Annotated in this window: 17 protein-coding genes; 9 read left to right on the forward strand and 8 right to left on the reverse strand. The window is 60.1% G+C overall.

The genetic code is table 11. The features are described from left to right. A partial coding sequence (locus AC1DIH_RS08385; protein WP_477771584.1) for a transposase domain-containing protein occupies positions 1-101 on the forward strand: 101 nt, incomplete at its 5' end. 110 nt (positions 102-211) lie between these two features. On the opposite strand, the gene AC1DIH_RS08390 is transcribed toward AC1DIH_RS08385, so the two are convergent. From AC1DIH_RS08390 to bioB, 6 genes are all read right to left on the reverse strand, one after another. Beyond that, positions 212-508 (reverse strand): hypothetical protein, encoded by a 297-nt coding sequence (locus AC1DIH_RS08390; RefSeq protein WP_054594343.1) that lies wholly within the window; start codon positions 506-508, stop codon positions 212-214. 107 nt (positions 509-615) lie between these two features. After that, complete coding sequence (gene bioD / locus AC1DIH_RS08395; RefSeq protein ID WP_477771345.1) at positions 616-1,296, reverse strand: dethiobiotin synthase; 681 nt, start codon at positions 1,294-1,296, stop codon at positions 616-618. After that, positions 1,293-2,105: a malonyl-ACP O-methyltransferase BioC gene (gene bioC, locus AC1DIH_RS08400; protein WP_477771346.1), complete on the reverse strand. Its 813-nt coding sequence runs from the start codon at positions 2,103-2,105 to the stop codon at positions 1,293-1,295. The genes bioD and bioC overlap by 4 nt, the downstream gene beginning before the upstream one ends. Beyond that, positions 2,098-2,829 (reverse strand): alpha/beta fold hydrolase, encoded by a 732-nt coding sequence (locus AC1DIH_RS08405; protein WP_477771347.1) that lies wholly within the window; start codon positions 2,827-2,829, stop codon positions 2,098-2,100. The genes bioC and AC1DIH_RS08405 overlap by 8 nt, the downstream gene beginning before the upstream one ends. Further along, positions 2,822-4,000: an 8-amino-7-oxononanoate synthase gene (gene bioF / locus AC1DIH_RS08410; protein ID WP_477771348.1), complete on the reverse strand. Its 1,179-nt coding sequence runs from the start codon at positions 3,998-4,000 to the stop codon at positions 2,822-2,824. Before bioF ends, AC1DIH_RS08405 begins: the two co-directional genes overlap by 8 nt. 168 nt (positions 4,001-4,168) lie before the next feature. Continuing rightward, positions 4,169-5,224 carry a biotin synthase BioB gene (gene bioB, locus AC1DIH_RS08415; protein ID WP_054594348.1) on the reverse strand — a complete coding sequence of 352 codons (1,056 nt, stop codon included), beginning with the start codon at positions 5,222-5,224 and terminating at the stop codon, positions 4,169-4,171. A gap of 90 nt (positions 5,225-5,314) precedes the next feature. On the opposite strand from bioB, the gene AC1DIH_RS08420 reads away from it, so the two are divergent. The 5 genes from AC1DIH_RS08420 (at position 5,315) to rarD (ending at position 11,277) form a co-directional block, all read left to right on the forward strand. Further along, positions 5,315-6,055, forward strand: a complete 741-nt coding sequence (locus tag AC1DIH_RS08420) for a double zinc ribbon domain-containing protein (protein ID WP_477771349.1) — start codon at positions 5,315-5,317, stop codon at positions 6,053-6,055. Positions 6,056-6,115: 60 nt separating this feature from the next. Continuing rightward, positions 6,116-6,880 carry a TOBE domain-containing protein gene (locus tag AC1DIH_RS08425; RefSeq protein WP_477771350.1) on the forward strand — a complete coding sequence of 255 codons (765 nt, stop codon included), beginning with the start codon at positions 6,116-6,118 and terminating at the stop codon, positions 6,878-6,880. Between the two features lie 240 nt (positions 6,881-7,120). Next, positions 7,121-9,022 carry a PhoX family protein gene (locus AC1DIH_RS08430; RefSeq protein WP_477771351.1) on the forward strand — a complete coding sequence of 634 codons (1,902 nt, stop codon included), beginning with the start codon at positions 7,121-7,123 and terminating at the stop codon, positions 9,020-9,022. 186 nt (positions 9,023-9,208) lie between these two features. After that, entirely contained in the window at positions 9,209-10,183 is a 975-nt protein-coding gene (locus AC1DIH_RS08435) for a serine/threonine protein kinase (RefSeq protein ID WP_477771352.1), read from the forward strand. Between the two features lie 206 nt (positions 10,184-10,389). Then, positions 10,390-11,277: an EamA family transporter RarD gene (gene rarD / locus AC1DIH_RS08440; RefSeq protein ID WP_477771353.1), complete on the forward strand. Its 888-nt coding sequence runs from the start codon at positions 10,390-10,392 to the stop codon at positions 11,275-11,277. Between the two features lie 215 nt (positions 11,278-11,492). On the opposite strand, the gene AC1DIH_RS08445 is transcribed toward rarD, so the two are convergent. Beyond that, entirely contained in the window at positions 11,493-12,011 is a 519-nt protein-coding gene (locus AC1DIH_RS08445) for a glycine cleavage system transcriptional repressor (protein ID WP_019693970.1), read from the reverse strand. 475 nt (positions 12,012-12,486) lie between these two features. Between AC1DIH_RS08445 and AC1DIH_RS08450 the strand changes: the two genes are divergently transcribed. Then, positions 12,487-14,664 carry a malate synthase G gene (locus AC1DIH_RS08450; RefSeq protein WP_477771354.1) on the forward strand — a complete coding sequence of 726 codons (2,178 nt, stop codon included), beginning with the start codon at positions 12,487-12,489 and terminating at the stop codon, positions 14,662-14,664. A gap of 82 nt (positions 14,665-14,746) precedes the next feature. Here the strand turns inward: AC1DIH_RS08450 and AC1DIH_RS08455 are convergent, their stop codons facing one another. Then, complete coding sequence (locus AC1DIH_RS08455; protein WP_477771355.1) at positions 14,747-15,193, reverse strand: response regulator; 447 nt, start codon at positions 15,191-15,193, stop codon at positions 14,747-14,749. Positions 15,194-15,445: 252 nt separating this feature from the next. On the opposite strand from AC1DIH_RS08455, the gene AC1DIH_RS08460 reads away from it, so the two are divergent. Further along, a complete protein-coding gene (locus tag AC1DIH_RS08460) occupies positions 15,446-17,386 on the forward strand; it encodes a putative nucleotidyltransferase substrate binding domain-containing protein (protein ID WP_477771356.1) in 1,941 nt (646 codons plus the stop codon). Further along, positions 17,383-18,090, forward strand: coding sequence for a 3'-5' exonuclease (locus AC1DIH_RS08465; protein WP_477771357.1), 708 nt, complete (start codon positions 17,383-17,385; stop codon positions 18,088-18,090). Before AC1DIH_RS08460 ends, AC1DIH_RS08465 begins: the two co-directional genes overlap by 4 nt. Positions 18,091-18,274: the final 184 nt, after the last annotated feature.

Below are 18,274 nucleotides of genomic sequence, written 5' to 3' on the forward strand. Positions count from 1 at the left end.
CGTGGCTGCGCCACGCACTTGAGCGCCTGCCACAAGCCTCGAGTGTAGAAGACTTCGAGGCCTTGCTGCCGTGGAACTGCACACCGCAAACTCCAAGATAGCCATAGATCCCCACCTTTAAAATGTGGGGTTCATGGAGCGCTTACGAAGGACATGCCCGACAGAACACCGCACCAAGGGCGGCGTTCAGGCAAATAGGTTCAGCGAGGGATCAAGCGAAAGTATCGATCAACGTACCGAGCATTTCGTCAGAAGCCTTGGCGACTTTGACACCCAGCTCTGCCTGGATCTTGCCTTGGGACATATCGACCATATTACTGGCCAGATTCGATTGCTGGCTGCGATCGACCGAGCGCAAGCGGTCGATCTGAGCGTCGGAGGACTGGCTGGAGGCCGAACGATCGACAGTGGTACCGGCGATCTGGCTGGCGGCCTGATCAACACGGTTCTGCCCAGCCTGAATGGAACTCAGACCAGCATAAAACGCGGTGCTTCCCGAAATGTCCATGGAGCAACTCCATCCTGCAAAGGATAAACAGCGCTCATTGAACCAGAGACACCGACAAAAGGCCCGACAAAAACACTAATGGCACAGTGCCTTATCATAGGCAAAACCTAGTCAAGCAAATCCAGCTGAAGATGCTCCGCCACCGCTTCTGCCGTGACCAGCTTGAGTTTCGGCACCCGCCCCAGACACGGTGCTGGCAGCCGTTCTGCCAGCGTGGCGAGGTTCTCTTCCAGCCGCGACGTCTTGGGGTCAATGATGTTGGCCACCCAACCCGCCAGTTGCAAACCGTCCCGGGCAATCGCCTCGGCTGTCAGCAACGCGTGATTGATACAGCCCAGACGCACGCCAACCACCAGAATCACCGGCAGATCCAGCGCCATTGCCAGATCCGAGAGATTGTCCTGATCAGCCAACGGTACCCGCCAGCCACCCGCGCCTTCGATCAAGGTGAAATCGGCCTGCATGTCCACTATGTGCCGCATCGGCACCAGCAACGACTGGACCGTCAGCGCGAAACCCGCCTCACGTGCAGCCAGATGCGGTGCGATGGCCGGTTCGAAGGCCACCGGATTGACCTCGGCATAGGTCAGCGGCAACGAACATTGCGCCAACAGCGCCAACGCGTCGGCATTGCGCAAACCTTTGGGTGTCACCTCGCAGCCAGAGGCCACGGGTTTCCCGGCAGCCGTGCTCAACCCTGCCAGTCGCGCGGCGTGCAGCAGGCCGGCGGCGATGGTGGTCTTGCCGACGTCGGTATCGGTACCGGTGATGAAATAGGCTGCGCTCATAGTGGCTTCTCCAACACGGCGTAAACCACCTGATAAGTCGCGGGCAGCCCTTGCGCCTGACGAAACTGCTCATAGGCCTCGATCAAACCCATGATCCGCGCCCGACCTGTCAGCCCGCCCGGCCGACCAGGATTGAGATTATGCGCGCCCAAGGCCTTGAGTTCGTGAGTCAGGCTACGCACATCCGGATAATGCAGTACGTGCGGGCAACTTTGCAGACTGATCACGCTCATGCCGCTCGCCGAACACAATTGTTGATACGTACTGAACTCGCGGAAGCGATTGACGTGCACCAGGCCATCGACCTGACGCCAACTGTCGCGCAACTCATACAGCGTACCCACGCAAAGACTGGCAAACGCCAACACACCGCCAGGTTTCAGAACCCGATTGGCCTCGCTCAGCACCGCCCTGAAATCGGCGCACCACTGCACCGCCAGGCTGGAAAACACCAGGTCGCAGCTCGCGTCCTGCAACGGCAAGCGCTCAGCATCGCCGGCAATGAAATGTGTCGCACCGCCCAAGGGCCGTGCGTGCTTGAGCATGCCTTGCGCGATATCCAGCGCCAACCCTTCGCTGGCGTTGAATCGCTCACCCAGCGCACGACTGAAATACCCTGTGCCACAGCCCAGATCCAGCCAGCGAGCGGGCGTTCGATCAGTCGGCAAACGCCCCAGCAATTCACTGCCGACCGCCCGCTGCAATTCGGCAACGCTGTCATAGCTGGCCGCTGCACGGGAAAAGGATGCCGCGACCTGACGCTTGTCGGGCAAGCCGCCGGGCAGGTTGGGAAGGGATAAATCAGTCATCACCGGACTCATGCAAAAAGGCCTGGATGGCCCCCGCCACACCGTGGGGATCTTCCAGAAGAAACGCGTGACTGGCCTGTTCAATCAGACCAATTTCGACATCGGGGAGCAACGCCAGCAGCTCACCGGCGGCTTCGGCCGGGACCAGCCCGTCGAGCCCGGCAAACAGGTGCAACTGCGGACCTCGAAAAGCCTGCAAGGCTTGCCGATTGTCCAGTTGAGCGAGCACTTCCAACCCGCTCATCAACTGCGCCTGCGGAGTATTCGGCGCACCCGCCAGCAACAGTCGCGACAACCCGCGCGGGTCTTCGGCACCCTGGGCGCAGAGCAGGCTGAAGCGCTTGAGGGTCATGCGCGGGTCCGCGTTGCAGCCAGCCAGAAACGCATCGAAGGTCTCGCCAGGCATGGCGCTCGACCACTCGGCATGCGCCACAAAAGAGGGGTTACTTGCCAGCGTCAGCAAACCGCAGCAACGCTCGCCGCGTCGAGCCGCGAGCGCTGAGGCGAGCATCCCGCCGAGCGACCAGCCGCCGAGCCAGACATCTTTGGGCAGGGTCGAATCCAGTTCGTCGAGCCATTCATCAAGGTCGCTCGACTCCAGTTCCGGCAGCGGTTCGATCTCGACACGCAGGTGTTCGTCCAACCCTTGCAAGGCTGCCGCCAAAGGCTCCAGCGGCGAAATGCCGAGTCCCCAACCGGGCAACAGAATCAGACGATCACGCATGGTTCGGCTCCGCTCCCAGTTGCTGAAGACAATCGGCCAGACCTTCTAACAATAGCTGCACCTGCGCTTCGCTGTGCGCCGCTGTCAGGGTCACGCGCAAACGTGCACTGCCGGCCGGCACGGTGGGTGGGCGGATCGCGGTCACCATCAGTCCGCGCTGACGCAGCATCTGCGAAAAAAGCATGGCGCGCCCGGCGTCGCCGATCATGATCGGCTGGATCGGCGTAGCGCTGTCCATCAACTCCAGCCCCATCTGCTCGGCGCCTTTTCGGAATTGGCGGATCAGCACGTCCAAGTGCTCGCGTCGCCAATGTTCGCTGCGCAGCAACTCAAGACTTTTCAGGGTCGCGCATGCCAGGGCTGGCGGTTGACTGGTGGTGTAAATGTACGGTCGGGCGAACTGGATCAGGCTTTCGATCAGGTCATCGCTGCCCGCGACAAACGCGCCCGCGGTGCCGAACGCTTTGCCTAGGGTACCGACCAATACCGGCACATCCTCCAGACTCAAACCGAAGTGCTCGACGGTCCCGCCGCCATTGGCACCCAAGGGACCAAAACCGTGGGCATCATCGACCATCAGCCACGCGCCTTTGGCCTTGGCCTCGCGAGCCAGCGCTGGCAGGTCGGCGATGTCGCCGTCCATGCTGAACACCCCGTCGGTCACCACCAGCGTATTGCCGGTAGCCTTCTCCAGGCGCTTGGCCAGGCTGACCGCGTCGTTGTGTAAATAGCGATTGAAACGTGCGCCCGACAACAACCCGGCATCCAGTAGCGATGCATGATTGAGCCGGTCTTCGAGCACCGTGTCGCCCTGCCCGACCAGCGCCGTGACCGCGCCCAGGTTAGCCATGTAGCCGGTGGTAAACAGCAACGCGCGCGGGCGCCCTGTCAGGTCGGCCAAGGCTTCTTCGAGCGCTTGATGCGGACTGCTATGGCCGATCACCAGGTGCGAAGCACCGCCACCGACACCCCAGCGGGCGGCGCCGGCACGCCAGGCTTCGATCACTTGCGGATGATTGGCCAGGCCCAGGTAGTCGTTATTACAGAACGCCAGCAATGGCTGGCCATCGACCACCACTTGCGGGCCTTGTGGAGTCTCCAGCAAGGGACGCTGGCGATAGAGGTTTTCGGCACGACGGGCAGCAAGGCGTGCGGCGAGATCGAAAGACATGCAGGCCTCGCGGGGTCAGAATTCAGAAGCGATGTCGCATTACCCTGTGGGAGCCTGCTCGCGATGAGGTCATAACATTCAACATTGATGCTGGCTGTTACGTCGCAATCGCGAGCAGGCTCGCTCCCACAGTGTTTTTGCATTCCTTCAGAAGGATCGATGGAGACGTCAAACAGCGGCGTTGTAGAACTGCTCGCTGCTTTTCTGCTCGACCAGCGCTTGCTCGATAGCCGCCTGATGCACTTCATCGGCGTGCTCTTCGCGCGCTTCCGGCAGGATGCCGAGGCGCGAGAACAGTTGCATGTCCTTGTCAGCCTGCGGGTTGGCGGTGGTCAGCAGTTTCTCACCGTAGAAAATCGAGTTGGCACCGGCGAAGAACGCCAGGGCCTGCATCTGCTCGTTCATCGCTTCGCGGCCGGCGGACAGGCGCACGTGGGATTTCGGCATCAGGATACGGGCGACGGCGAGCATGCGGATGAAGTCGAACGGGTCGATATCGTCGGCATTTTCCAGCGGTGTACCGGCAACTTTCACCAGCATGTTGATCGGCACCGACTCCGGATGCTCCGGCAGGTTGGCCAGCTGGATCAGCAGGTTGGCGCGGTCGTCGAGGGACTCGCCCATGCCGAGAATACCGCCCGAGCAGATCTTCATCCCCGAATCACGAACATACGCCAGGGTTTGCAGGCGCTCGCTGTAAGTACGGGTGGTGATGATGCTGCCGTAGAACTCCGGCGAGGTATCAAGGTTGTGGTTGTAGTAATCGAGGCCGGCTTCGGCCAGGGCCACGGTCTGGTCCTGATCGAGACGGCCGAGGGTCATGCAGGTTTCCAGGCCCATGGCCTTCACGCCCTTGACCATCTCCAGCACATACGGCATGTCTTTGGCCGATGGATGCTTCCAGGCGGCGCCCATGCAGAAACGGGTCGAACCGATAGCCTTGGCGCGAGCAGCCTCTTCGAGGACCTTCTGCACTTCCATCAACTTTTCTTTTTCCAGGCCGGTGTTGTAGTGACCGGACTGCGGACAATATTTGCAATCTTCCGGGCAAGCACCGGTTTTGATCGACAGCAGGGTCGACACCTGGACGCGATTGGCGTCGAAGTGCGCGCGGTGCACCGTCTGCGCCTGGAACAACAGGTCGTTGAATGGCTGAACGAAGAGTGCTTTGACTTCGGCCAAAGACCAGTCATGACGCAGGTTTGCAGTGGTGCTGGCGCTCATGGGTGTTTCCTTGTTTATGCTTGGCAAGCGGCTGTGGAACGGAATATCCACAGACGCGACACGGATGTTCGGCATATTTAAGGAAGAGTCATGCACTGTCAACCACGATACAAAGGGTTGGTTTACATCTGGTCAAAAAATGAACAGAACTGTTTGCTTTGCGATGAACTGTCTGACACCCCTCAACCGATTTGTACTTCCTGTGAAACCGAGTTGCCCTGGCTCGGCGATCATTGCCAGACCTGTGCCCTGCCGTTGCCCGTGGGCGGCCTCACCTGCGGCCAGTGCTTGAAGGACCCTCCGGCCTTCGAGCACGTCATTGCGCCCTGGACCTACAGCTTCCCGCTCGACAGTTTGATCACTCGTTTCAAGCATGCGGCAAAGTGGCCCTATGGTCGCTTGCTTGCCGAACTTCTTGCTCAATGCCTGCAACATCGCTTCGATGAAGGCCTCAAACGCCCCGACGCGTTGGTAGCGGTGCCCCTGGCCCGCAAGCGGCTGCGTGAGCGGGGTTTCAACCAGGCAGCGATGCTCGCCCGCTGGCTCAGCGACAGCTTGAAAATCAACTGCGACGCAAACCTGCTGCTACGCATCCAGGACACCACTGCGCAACAGGATCTGGACGCCAAGGCGCGCAAACAGAACCTGCTCAGCGCTTTCGCACTGATGCCGGGTGCGCAAATCAAGGGCCGCCACCTGGCGCTGGTCGACGACGTGCTGACCACCGGCGCCACCGCGCAAAGCCTGGCTCGCTTGCTGATCAGGGCGGGCGCGGCGCGGGTCGACGTTTATTGCCTGGCGCGCACGCCAAAACCCGGGGAGCTGACTTGACTCTCACGCGCCAAGCCGCCAACGTCCAAATCCATCACTACCCGCTCGCAGCCCCTTGCCATGTCCTTGCCTACTTTGTTGTCCCAACACATCGTCCGTCGTCCGCAGCGCATCGCCTTGCTGCAACACATCGCCGAACAAGGCTCGATCACCCGCGCCGCAAAAAGCGCCGGGCTGAGCTACAAAGCCGCGTGGGATGCGATCGACGAGTTGAACAATCTGGCGCAGAAACCGCTGGTGGAACGCAGCGTCGGCGGCAAGGGCGGTGGTGGCGCAAAACTGTCCAGTGAAGGTGAACGGGTGCTGCGACTTTATCAGCGCCTGCAAGCCTTACAGGCACAGGTGCTGGAAGCCGCCGAAGACGCCAGTGACCTCGACTTGCTCGGGCGACTGATGCTCAGGACCAGCGCGCGTAATCAGCTGCATGGCACCGTCGCGGCCATCGACGCTCACGGTCGTAACGATTTGATCAGCCTGGAGCTGGCTGAGGGACTGATCATTCAGGCGCAAATAACCCACGACAGCACCCTGCGCCTGGAACTGGAAACGGGCACTGAGGTGGTGGCGCTGATCAAGGCTGGCTGGCTCGATTTGCTCGGCACAGGACAACTTGCAACACCCGGACACAATTGTCTGAAGGGCACTGTCGAGGAGATTCTCGACGCCGAAGATGGCCCCAGTGAAGTCCGAATCGCCCTGCCCAATGGTCAGACGCTATGCGCGCTGGCCGAGCCGCAGCACCTGAAAACCCTGGGTTTGAGCGCCAAAAAAGCCGTCCAGGTGCAGTTCTCGCCCTCCAATGTTTTGCTCGGCACACCGCTCTAACCCAGGCCTGCCGCGCTTTCTGTAGCAGCTGCCGAAGGCTGCGTTCGGCTGCGAAGCAGTCGCAATCCTCTCGACTCAAATAAAGACTCAGAATCGCGGTGCCAGGTTTTTGCGGCGGCCTCGCCACCGAACGCAGCCTTCAGCAGCTGCTACAGGTCTGTGCTCACCCCGATCAAAACTGCAACATTTGTGTCATAGACGCTCCTTAAGGTGGCTGCAAAAACCAGCAGGGAGCCTGATGTGAGCCTATTAGAAGAAAACCAAGCCACCGACCTCGAAAAAATCGTCGGCCTCAGTCGTCGTGGTTTTATCAGCGCCGGCGCCCTTTGCGGTGCGGCAATGTTCCTCGGTGGAAACCTGCTGAGCCGTAGCGCACTGGCCGCCAGTGTCAACGCTGCTTCGAGCAAATTGCTGGGCTTCGACAGCATTGCAGCCGCCACCAGCGACACCATCACCCTGCCGCCGGGTTACAAGTCCTCGGTGCTGATCAGTTGGGGCCAGCCGCTGCACAAGGACGGCCCGGCCTTTGACCCGAGTGGCAATGGCAGCGCCCTGGCCCAGGAAGTCCAGTTCGGCGACAACAACGATGGCATGAGCCTGTTCGCTTTCCCCGGCGACGACAATCGCGCGCTGATGGCGATCAACAACGAATACACCAACTATCGCTACCTCTACGCCCATGGCGGCATGCCGCAGTCAGCCGAAGAAGTGCGCAAAGCGCTGGCCTGCGAAGGCGTATCGGTGATCGAAGTGCAGCGCAAGAATGGCCACTGGCAATTCGTTCAGGGCTCGCGCTACAACCGCCGAATCCACGGCAATGCACCGCTGCAGTTGAGCGGCCCGGCCGCTGGCCATGAGCTGATGAAAACCGCTGCCGACAAGGCCGGTAAAAAGGTACTCGGGACCTTTCAGAACTGCGCCAATGGCAAGACGCCGTGGGGTACTTATCTGACCTGTGAAGAGAACTTCACCGACTGCTTTGGCAGCAGCAATCCCGAGCACAAGTTCGACGCCGCACAAAAGCGCTATGGCGCATCGGTCGCCAGCAAAGAGATCAACTGGCATCAACACGACCCGCGTTTTGACCTGGCGAAAAACCCCAACGAACTCAACCGTCACGGCTGGGTGGTGGAAATCGACCCGTTCGACCCACAATCGACTCCGGTCAAGCGCACCGCCCTGGGTCGTTTCAAACATGAAAACGCAGCCCTGGCCGAGACCCACGACGGTCGCGCGGTGGTGTACATGGGCGACGATGAGCGCGGCGAGTTCATCTACAAGTTCGTCAGCCGCGACAAAATCAATCACGCAACACCCAAGGCCAACCATGACCTGCTGGACCACGGCACGTTGTACGTCGCTCGTTTCGATGCCGGCGACAGCAACCCCGACCATCCAAAAGGTCAGGGCCAGTGGATCGAGCTGACTCACGGCAAGAACGGCATCGATGCCAGCAGCGGTTTTGCCGATCAGGCCGAGGTGCTGATTCACGCACGCCTGGCCGCCAGCGTCGTCGGTGCCACGCGCATGGACCGCCCGGAGTGGATCGTGGTCAGCCCGCAAGACGGCCAGGTCTATTGCACCCTGACCAACAACGCCAAGCGTGGCGAAGACGGGCAACCGGTGGGCGGGCCGAACCCACGGGAGAAAAACGTCTACGGGCAAATCCTGCGCTGGCGCACCGATCACGACGACCACGCGTCGCTGACGTTCGGCTGGGACCTGTTCGTGGTGGCGGGCAACCCGACCGTGCACACCGGGACAGCGAAAGCCGGCTCGTCGAACATCACGCCACACAACATGTTCAACAGCCCGGATGGTTTGGGCTTCGACAAGGCCGGTCGGCTGTGGATTCTCAGCGACGGGGACTACAGCAACGCCGGCGACTTCGCGGGCATGGGCAATAATCAGATGCTCTGCGCTGACCCTGCGACCGGTGAAATCCGCCGCTTCATGGTTGGCCCGGTAGGCTGTGAAGTCACCGGCATCAGCTTTTCGCCGGACCAGAAGACCTTGTTTGTCGGCATCCAGCATCCGGGGGAAAACGGTGGGTCGACCTTCCCCGAGCATTTGCCGAACGGCAAGCCGCGTTCCTCGGTGATGGCGATTACCCGGGAGGACGGCGGGATCGTTGGCGCCTGACCTGGCCTCTTCGCGAGCAAGCCCGCTCCCACATTGGTTATCCAGTGTGCACACTATCTGTGACACACAGGAGATCACCTGTGCGGGCTTGCTCGCGAATACGTCCACACAGTCACCACCTATCCGTGCCAGTCTGCGCTACCATGTTTGGCCGGACGCGGCAGCCTGCTGCGCGCAGGAGTCAGCATGTCTCACCCGTTTGAAACACTTACCCCCGATCTGGTGCTCGACGCCGTAGAAAGCATCGGCTTTCTCAGCGACGCCCGCGTCCTTGCGCTCAACAGCTATGAAAACCGTGTCTATCAGGTTGGCATCGAAGATGGCGAACCGCTGATCGCCAAGTTCTACCGTCCGCAACGCTGGACCAACGCCGCCATTCTCGAAGAGCACCGCTTCACCTTCGAACTCGCCGAGTGCGAGGTGCCTGTCGTTGCGCCGTTGATTCACAACGGTGAAAGCCTGCACGAACACGCCGGTTTCCGCTTCACCCTGTTCCCCCGCCGAGGCGGCCGCGCGCCAGAGCCAGGCAATCTTGATCAGCTCTACCGTCTGGGGCAATTGCTTGGCCGCTTGCACGCAGTGGGCGCCACCCGCCCCTTCGAACACCGCGAAGTGCTGGGCGTCAAAAACTTCGGCCATGATTCGCTGACCACCTTGCTCGAAGGCAACTTCATACCGCGCAGTTTGCTGCCAGCCTACGAGTCGGTCGCCCGCGACCTGCTCAAGCGCGTGGAAGAGGTCTACAAAGACACGCCGCACCAGAACATTCGCATACACGGTGATTGCCACCCCGGCAACATGATGTGCCGTGACGAGATGTTCCACATCGTCGACCTCGACGACTGTCGCATGGGACCGGCGGTGCAGGACCTGTGGATGATGCTCGCCGGTGATCGTCAGGAATGTCTCGGTCAGTTGTCGGAACTGATGGATGGCTACAGCGAGTTCCACGACTTCAACCCGCGTGAACTGGCGTTGATCGAACCTCTGCGTGCCTTGCGCGTGATGCACTACAGCGCGTGGCTGGCCCGTCGTTGGGATGACCCGGCGTTCCCCCATAGTTTTCCGTGGTTTGGCACCGAACGTTATTGGGGCGACCAGGTCCTGGCATTGCGCGAGCAACTGGCAGCGCTAAACGAAGAACCGTTGAAATTGTTCTGACTCACCCGTTTCTTCCCTCCAAAGAAGATCCAATGTAGGAGCGAGCTTGCTCGCGATGCGAACACCGCGGTGTGTCTGGATGATCGCAGTGATGCAATCGCGAGCATCGGAACGCCGCCCGGCCCGCTCCCACAAAGGTTCCCTGCACATCGAGAAAAATCTCCTTACAATCCCCCCTTTGTTAGCTGCCTAAGCAAGGATTCTGCATGCAAGCCGCCAACCTGCGTCGCGGGTACATATTGGGCCTGAGCGCCTACATCATCTGGGGATTGTTCCCGCTCTACTTCAAAGCCATTGCCGACGTACCTGCCGTAGAAATCATCATCCACCGGGTACTCTGGTCGGCGCTGTTCGGCGCCTTGCTGCTGATGGTCTGGAAGCATCCGGGCTGGTGGCGTGAACTGCGCGAAAACCCGCGGCGGCTGGCAGTCCTTGCATTGAGCGGCACATTGATTGCGGCCAACTGGCTGACCTACGTCTGGTCGGTGAATAACGGACGCATGCTCGAGGCCAGCCTTGGTTACTACATCAACCCGCTGGTGAACGTTCTGTTGGGTATGCTGATCCTTGGCGAACGCTTGAGACGCCTGCAGTGGGTTGCCGTCGGACTGGCCACCGTTGGCGTTGCGCAACAGGTCTGGCAAGTCGGCAGCCTGCCGTGGGTGTCGCTGGTGTTGGCGCTGACGTTTGGCTTCTACGGGTTGATCCGTAAACAGGCTCCGGTCAAAGCATTGCCCGGGCTGGTGGTGGAAACCTGGATGCTGGTGCCGATTGCCCTTGCCTGGTTGCTCTTTAATCCAACCGCTACCAGCGCGCAAGCAGCGTTCTGGACTACGTCCGAAGCCTGGTGGCTGGTCGCTGCCGGCCCGGTAACGCTGGTGCCGCTGGTCAGTTTCAACGCTGCGGCACGGCATCTGCCCTACACCACCCTCGGTTTCCTGCAATACCTGGCGCCGACGCTGGTGCTGCTGCAAGCCGTACTGCTGTTCGGCGAGCACCTGTCGTCCAGCACGCTGGTGGCCTTCATGTTTATCTGGGCAGGTCTGGCGGTTTACAGCGTCGACGCCTGGATGAGTTTGCGCCGCCGTCGCTGATCAAAAAACGCACAAACCCTTGCAGGCCACGACCGACGTGGCCTGCAAGCATCCTTCCCAAGGTTATCCACAACGTGATCCCCGCCGTTTGTGCACAAGCCCTTGAAACTGCTGGTTTTTTGATCAATCCCTGATGAGCCCCGGCCGGCGTCGGCTGGCGACGTATCTCTACAGGTTATCCACAGGCGGGTGCACGCTTTACTTGGATAACCCGTTCACGGCTCGCTGCGCAGCACCAACTCCACCATCAAATCATCGGCCAGGGTCTCCAGCCGCGACTGCAGCACGTCCAGGGAAAGGGTCAGCGGTACCGCAAGAATCGCTTCGGCGTGGAACAGCGGCTCGCTGCTCATCGGCGCCGGGCGTACGTCGGTTACCAAGCGCTCAAGGTTGACCCCCTGCTCACTCAATAAACGCGTGATGTCACGGACTATTCCCGGCCGGTCGTTACCAACCAGCTCCATGGCAATCGGCTTCCAGGTGCAGGATTGTTCGATACTGCTTTCTGCTATCAGCACTCGAATCCCTTGAGCGGACAACGCCTGAAGTGCATCGACCAGTTCGTCGTAGCCCTCAGCCGGCACGCCCACCCGAAGGATCCCGGCAAACTGCCCGGCCATCCGTGACATGCGGCTCTCCAGCCAGTTACCACCATGCTCGGCAATGCATTGGGCGATGCGCTCGACCTGGCCGGGCTTGTCCGGGGCGAATACGGTGAGTACGAGGTGGTCCATGGCGCAGCCCTCTTGTCATGACTTTTGTTATAGAAAGGCAAGTATAGGCAAGGGACCCAATTCAGCGCGGTGGCAAAAAAATCAAAGCCCCATAGCAGTGAATCCAATATTATGTGTACAAGTTTTTAGATTTATCTGGAACAATCCAATAGTTTTTTGAGAACATCCTATCCCCCGGCGTGACCGGACAGCCTGGCCGGGTCGCTAAACGACGTAATTAGTCTAATTTTCACAACCGCAATTCATCATGTAGTATGCCGCAGCGCGCACTACATAACGTTGGATCGATGTCTGCCCAGGCGCCATCACAACCCTCAAAGCCCCCGTCAGCAAGGCTTTACGCCGTTGATTGGAACCACCCAGCCGCCAGCAATGGCATGTACTGGTAGAGGGGTTTGTGGTTTAAATGGCCAGAGGCTTCATTGTCAAATTGAAGAGCTGAAAAGCGAAATAGCTGAGCAGAGTGAGGCAAGCAATGACTGAACACGTTCAAGTCGGTGGCCTGCAGGTCGCCAAAGTCCTGTTCGACTTCGTGAACAACGAAGCCATTCCCGGTTCCGGCCTCACCGCCGACAAGTTCTGGGCCGGTGCCGACAAGGTTATTCACGACCTGGCGCCGAAGAACAAAGCCCTACTCGCCAAACGCGACGACCTCCAGGCGAAAATCGATGCCTGGCACCAGTCCCGTGCTGGTCTTGCACACGACGCTGTGGCTTATAAGGCCTTCTTGCAAGACATCGGTTATCTGCTGCCAGAAGCGGCCGATTTCCAGGCAACGACGCAAAACGTCGACGACGAAATCGCCCGTATGGCCGGCCCACAGCTGGTGGTTCCGGTGATGAATGCCCGCTTCGCCCTCAACGCTTCGAACGCCCGCTGGGGTTCGTTGTACGACGCGCTGTATGGCACTGATGCCATCAGCGAGGCAGACGGCGCGGAAAAAGGCAAAGGCTACAACAAGGTTCGCGGCGACAAGGTCATCGCCTTCGCCCGCGCCTTCCTTGACGAAGCCGCGCCATTGGCTGCCGGCTCTCACGTCGATTCCACCGGCTATAAAATCGTTGACCGTAAACTGGTAGTCGCACTTAAAGGCGGCAGCAACACTGGCTTGCGCAACGACGCACAGCTGATCGGCTTCCACGGCGATGCTGCGGCGCCGACCGCGATCCTGCTGAAAAACAACGGCCTGCATTTCGAAATCCAGATCGACGCCAGCACACCGGTCGGCCAGACCGACGCCGCCGGCGTCAAAGACGTCCTGATGGAAGCCGCACTGACCACCATCATGGACTGCGAAGACTCCGTGGCCGCCGTCGATGCCGATGACAAAGTGGTGATCTACCGCAACTGGCTCGGCCTGATGAAAGGCGATCTGTCGGAAGAAGTCGCCAAGGGTGGCAAGACCTTCACCCGCACCATGAACGCCGACCGCACCTACACCGCCCCGGACGGTAGCGAACTGAGCCTGCACGGCCGCTCGCTGTTGTTCGTGCGCAATGTGGGCCACTTGATGACCATCGACGCGATCCTCGACAAGAACGGCAACGAAGTGCCGGAAGGCATCCTCGACGGCCTGGTCACCAACCTCGCGGCGCTGCACAGCCTTAACGGCAACACCACCCGCAAGAACAGCCGTACCGGTTCGGTCTACATCGTTAAACCGAAAATGCACGGTCCGGAAGAAGCGGCGTTCACCAACGAGCTGTTCGGGCGCATCGAAGACGTGCTCGAGTTGCCGCGCAATACCCTCAAAGTCGGCATCATGGACGAAGAGCGGCGTACCACGATCAACCTCAAGGCCTGTATCAAGGCTGCCAGCGAGCGCGTGGTCTTCATCAACACCGGCTTCCTCGACCGTACCGGTGATGAAATCCACACGTCCATGGAAGCCGGCGCGATGGTGCGCAAGGCTGACATGAAGGCTGAAAAGTGGATCAGCGCCTACGAAAACTGGAACGTCGACATCGGCTTGAGCACCGGCCTGCAAGGTCGTGCGCAAATCGGTAAAGGCATGTGGGCCATGCCCGACCTGATGGCTGCCATGCTCGAGCAGAAAATCGCTCACCCGCTGGCCGGCGCCAACACCGCCTGGGTGCCTTCGCCGACCGCCGCTGCGCTGCACGCGCTGCATTACCACAAGGTTGACGTGTTCGCCCGTCAGGCCGAACTGGCCAAGCGTCCTCGTGCATCGGTGGACGATATCCTGACCATCCCGCTGGCAAACAACCCCAACTGGACAGCGCAACAGATCCAGAACGAACTGGACAACAACGCCCAGGGCATCCTCGGTTACGTGGTGCGCTGGATCGACCAGGGCGTGGGCTGTTCGAAAGTGCCGGACATCAACGACGTCGGCCTGATGGAAGACCGTGCGACGTTGCGTATCTCCAGCCAGCACATCGCCAACTGGCTGCGTCACGGCATCGTCACCGAAGCCCAGGTGCTGGAAACCCTCAAGCGCATGGCCCCGGTGGTTGACCGCCAGAACGCCAGCGACCCGCTGTACCGTCCGTTGGCACCGAACTTCGACAGCAACATAGCCTTCCAGGCGGCGGTCGAACTGGTGATCGAAGGCACCAAGCAGCCAAACGGCTACACCGAGCCGGTCCTGCACCGTCGCCGTCGCGAGTTCAAGGCTGCCAATAGCCTGTGAATAAGCGTTAGCGACATGAAAAAGCCCTGATCGAGAGATCAGGGCTTTTTTATTTGAAACAGGCTGCGATCTTTTCAGTGGCTCACACGTCCATCCCCAGCTGATGCTTGACCAGCGCCAACAGCTCTTTGCTGTCGATGGGCTTGAGCAGAAAATCCACCACGCTCAAGTGCATGGCATCAATGACATCCCGGGCCTTGGCGTCACCGGAAACGATGATGATCGGCAACGCCGCCCGTTCCGACTCACGCACTTCGCGGACCAGCTCCAGACCATCGATGTGACGCATCCGCAGATCAGTGATGAGCAACCCGATCGACTTGTTCGAATCCAACAGTTTGAGTGCGCTTTCGCCACTGGCTGCCGTCATGCTGCGGATGCCATCAAGCGCAAGAATTTCCGAAAGCAGCTCGCGTGTGTCCTTGTCGTCGTCGACGATCAGCACACGTTGTGCCGGCAAATCCGGTTCGTGCATGACCGCACTCAACGCTTCACGCTCGGCATCGCTCAAAATATCGTGGTCGGACATAAATCTCTCTACATATTCGGATTAATCCCCTAGCACCATGGTCGGACATCGCTAAGCAGAACTTAAATGTGCGCTTCGCCGAATAGTTTTCCAAGTGGGCTAACCAGCGGTTTTGCGCATTAATAGCGTAGGGTATTTCCGAAATTTCGCTTCCTGCACCGCGACCTAGACTTACGTCCAATGGGCACTCTTCGCACAGGGGCCGACCATGGCAGTGACTCCGACAACAACAAATCGAAAAAGACTGCGGTAATGGTTATGAGTAAAGCGGATGCCTTCACCCAGGCAGGGAAAACAGCAGTGCTGCAGAACATCCAGGGCACCTTGCAGTTCCTTCAGCGTTTCCCGCCGTTCAACCAGATGGAACACGCACACCTGGCCTACCTGGTCGAACAATGCCAACTGCGCTTCTACGGCCCGGGCGAGAGCATCATCAAGCCCGCGGACGGACCGGTTGAGCATTTTTACATCGTCAAACAGGGCCGGGTGGTCGGCGAACGTCCGCACACGGCCAAGGGTGGCACCGAAACCACTTTCGAAATCACCACCGGCGAGTGTTTCCCCCTCGCCGCACTGCTGGGGGAGCGTGCGACCCGTACCGAACACCTGGCCGCCGAAGACACCTTTTGCCTACAGTTGAACAAGTCGGCCTTCATCAAGCTGTTCGCCCTTTCCAGCACGTTTCGCGACTTTGCCCTACGTGGCGTCAGCAGCCTGCTGGATCAGGTCAACCAGCAAGTCCAGCAAAAAGCCGTGGAAACCCTCGGCACCCAGTACTCGCTCAATACCCGCCTCGGCGAATTGGCCATGCGCCATCCCGTGACCTGTAGCCCTGCGACCCCACTGCGTGAAGCCGTGACCCTGATGCACGAGCAACAGGTCGGCAGCATTGTGGTGGTCGATGAGCAGAAAGCCCCGCTGGGGATTTTCACCCTGCGCGACTTGCGTCAGGTGGTCGCCGATGGCACCAGTGACTTCAATCAGCCCATCGACCGGCACATGATCCACGCGCCGTTCTTCCTGACGCCGGACCACAGCGCGTTCGATGCGGCCATTGCCATGACCGAACGGCACATCGCCCACGTCTGCCTGGTGAAAGACCAACGCTTGTGCGGCGTGGTCTCGGAACGCGACCTGTTTTCCTTGCAACGCGTCGATCTGGTGCACTTGGCACGCACCATTCGCAGTGCGCCACGGGTGGAAAACCTGGTGGCGCTGCGCGGTGAAATCGGCCAACTGGTCGAGCGCATGCTCGCCCACGGCGCATCCTCGACCCAAATCACCCACATCATCACCTTGCTCAACGATCACACCGTGTGCCGGGTCATCGAGCTGACGCTGGCCGATAAAGGCGACCCCGGCATACCGTTCAGTTGGCTGTGCTTCGGCAGCGAAGGCCGCCGCGAGCAAACGCTTTACACCGATCAGGACAACGGAATTCTCTTCGAGGCGCGCGATGCCGTGCAGGCGGCCGAGATTCGCAGCAAGCTGTTGCCGATCGCCCAGCAGATCAATCAGAGCCTGGCGCTCTGCGGCTTTGCGCTGTGCAAGGGCAATATCATGGCTGGCAACCCGGACCTGTGTTTGTCCCGTGCCGAATGGGCGCGGCGTTTTGCGGCGTTTATCCGCGAAGCAACGCCCGAGAATTTGCTCGGGTCGAGTATCTACTTCGACCTGCGGGTGGTCTGGGGCGATGAGCAAGGCTGCGAGCAATTGCGCCGTGCGATTCTCGATCAGGTGGCAGACAATCGGCTGTTCCAGCGCATGCTGGCCATGAACGCCCTGCGCCAACGCCCGCCTGTTGGGCGTTTCCGCGAGTTCGTGCTGGAGAAAAAGAACGGTGAAAAAGCCACTCTCGACCTGAAAGTCCAAGGGCTGACCCCGTTTGTCGACGGTGCCCGGCTATTGGCGCTGGCCAATGGCATCGGGGTCAACAATACGCTGGAGCGCTTTCGTCAACTGGTGGCCAAAGGAGTCATCGACCCGCTGGACGGTGCGGCCTATGAAGAGGCCTATCACTTCATCCAGCAAACCCGCATGCAGCAGCATCAGCGACAGACCCGTGAGAACCTGCCCTATTCCAATCGGGTCGATCCGGACAGCCTGAATCATCTGGACCGGCGCATCCTGCGTGAGTCCCTGCGCCAGGCTCAACGCCTGCAAAGCAGCCTGACCCTGCGGTATCAGCTATGAAGCTGTTTTCCTGGCTGCGCCCCGCCGGACCGACATTGACAGCCGCGCAGCAACAGCGCCTGGACCAACTGCCAAGCGCCCCGACGCTGGGCGAATGCAGCCTGCGCGAGCAACGCTGGGTGGTGGTCGATCTGGAAACCACCGGGTTGAACCTGAACAAGGACGTGGTGCTGTCGATCGGTGCCGTGGTGATCGAAGACGGTGCGATCGATTTCAGTCAGCAGTTCGAGCGAACCTTGCAGCGCAACAACCATAAACTCGGGCCTAGCGTGTTGCTTCATGGTTTGGGCCCCAGCGCGATCGCCGCTGGCAGCGATCCTCGGGACGCGTTGCTGGATTTCATGGAGTTCGTCGGTGACAGTCCGTTGCTGGCGTTTCATGCGCCGTTCGACCAGCACATGCTCGGTCGCGCCTTGAAGGACAGTCTGGGTTATCGCTTGCAGCATCCGTTCCTTGATGTGGCCGACATGGCGCCACTGCTGTGCCCACAGGCGAACATCCGCGAAGCCGGACTGGACGACTGGATCAAGTGGTTCAAGCTGCAAGTCTTCGAGCGCCATAACGCCAGTGCCGACGCCATGGCCACCGCTGAGTTGGTGTTGATCCTGTTCAACCGCGCGCGAACGCAACAGATTCACAGCCCGCTGAATCTGCAACAGCGGTTGAGCCAGTGGAAACGCCGGCAGCAAGGCCATTCCTTTTAAGAGCGCCGCAATCCCCTGTAGCAGCTGGCGCAGCCTGCGTTCGAGGACGAAGTCCTCGCAAATCTTGCCTACGTGATTTGCTTGAAAGAACACGTTGCCTGATTTACGACCGCTTCGCCCGAGCGCGGACCGAGCCGAACGCAGCCTCGCAGGCTCGGCAGCTGCTACGGGAGTTGGAGCACAA

The sequence above is a fragment of the Pseudomonas sp. 05N36 genome (assembly GCF_056397385.1).

Coding starts and splice junctions, on each gene's coding strand:
- bioB (WP_054594348.1), bottom strand. CDS start 5,224: ATGAGCGCCAGCACCACTGCAAACCTGCGTCATGACTGGTCTTTGGCC.
- AC1DIH_RS08435 (WP_477771352.1), top strand. CDS start 9,209: ATGTCTCACCCGTTTGAAACACTTACCCCCGATCTGGTGCTCGACGCC.
- AC1DIH_RS08425 (WP_477771350.1), top strand. CDS start 6,116: ATGTCCTTGCCTACTTTGTTGTCCCAACACATCGTCCGTCGTCCGCAG.
- rarD (WP_477771353.1), top strand. CDS start 10,390: ATGCAAGCCGCCAACCTGCGTCGCGGGTACATATTGGGCCTGAGCGCC.
- bioC (WP_477771346.1), bottom strand. CDS start 2,105: ATGACTGATTTATCCCTTCCCAACCTGCCCGGCGGCTTGCCCGACAAG.
- AC1DIH_RS08390 (WP_054594343.1), bottom strand. CDS start 508: ATGGACATTTCGGGAAGCACCGCGTTTTATGCTGGTCTGAGTTCCATT.
- AC1DIH_RS08445 (WP_019693970.1), bottom strand. CDS start 12,011: ATGGACCACCTCGTACTCACCGTATTCGCCCCGGACAAGCCCGGCCAG.
- AC1DIH_RS08450 (WP_477771354.1), top strand. CDS start 12,487: ATGACTGAACACGTTCAAGTCGGTGGCCTGCAGGTCGCCAAAGTCCTG.
- AC1DIH_RS08465 (WP_477771357.1), top strand. CDS start 17,383: ATGAAGCTGTTTTCCTGGCTGCGCCCCGCCGGACCGACATTGACAGCC.
- bioD (WP_477771345.1), bottom strand. CDS start 1,296: ATGAGCGCAGCCTATTTCATCACCGGTACCGATACCGACGTCGGCAAG.
- AC1DIH_RS08455 (WP_477771355.1), bottom strand. CDS start 15,193: ATGTCCGACCACGATATTTTGAGCGATGCCGAGCGTGAAGCGTTGAGT.
- bioF (WP_477771348.1), bottom strand. CDS start 4,000: ATGTCTTTCGATCTCGCCGCACGCCTTGCTGCCCGTCGTGCCGAAAAC.
- AC1DIH_RS08420 (WP_477771349.1), top strand. CDS start 5,315: ATGCACTGTCAACCACGATACAAAGGGTTGGTTTACATCTGGTCAAAA.
- AC1DIH_RS08460 (WP_477771356.1), top strand. CDS start 15,446: ATGGTTATGAGTAAAGCGGATGCCTTCACCCAGGCAGGGAAAACAGCA.
- AC1DIH_RS08405 (WP_477771347.1), bottom strand. CDS start 2,829: ATGCGTGATCGTCTGATTCTGTTGCCCGGTTGGGGACTCGGCATTTCG.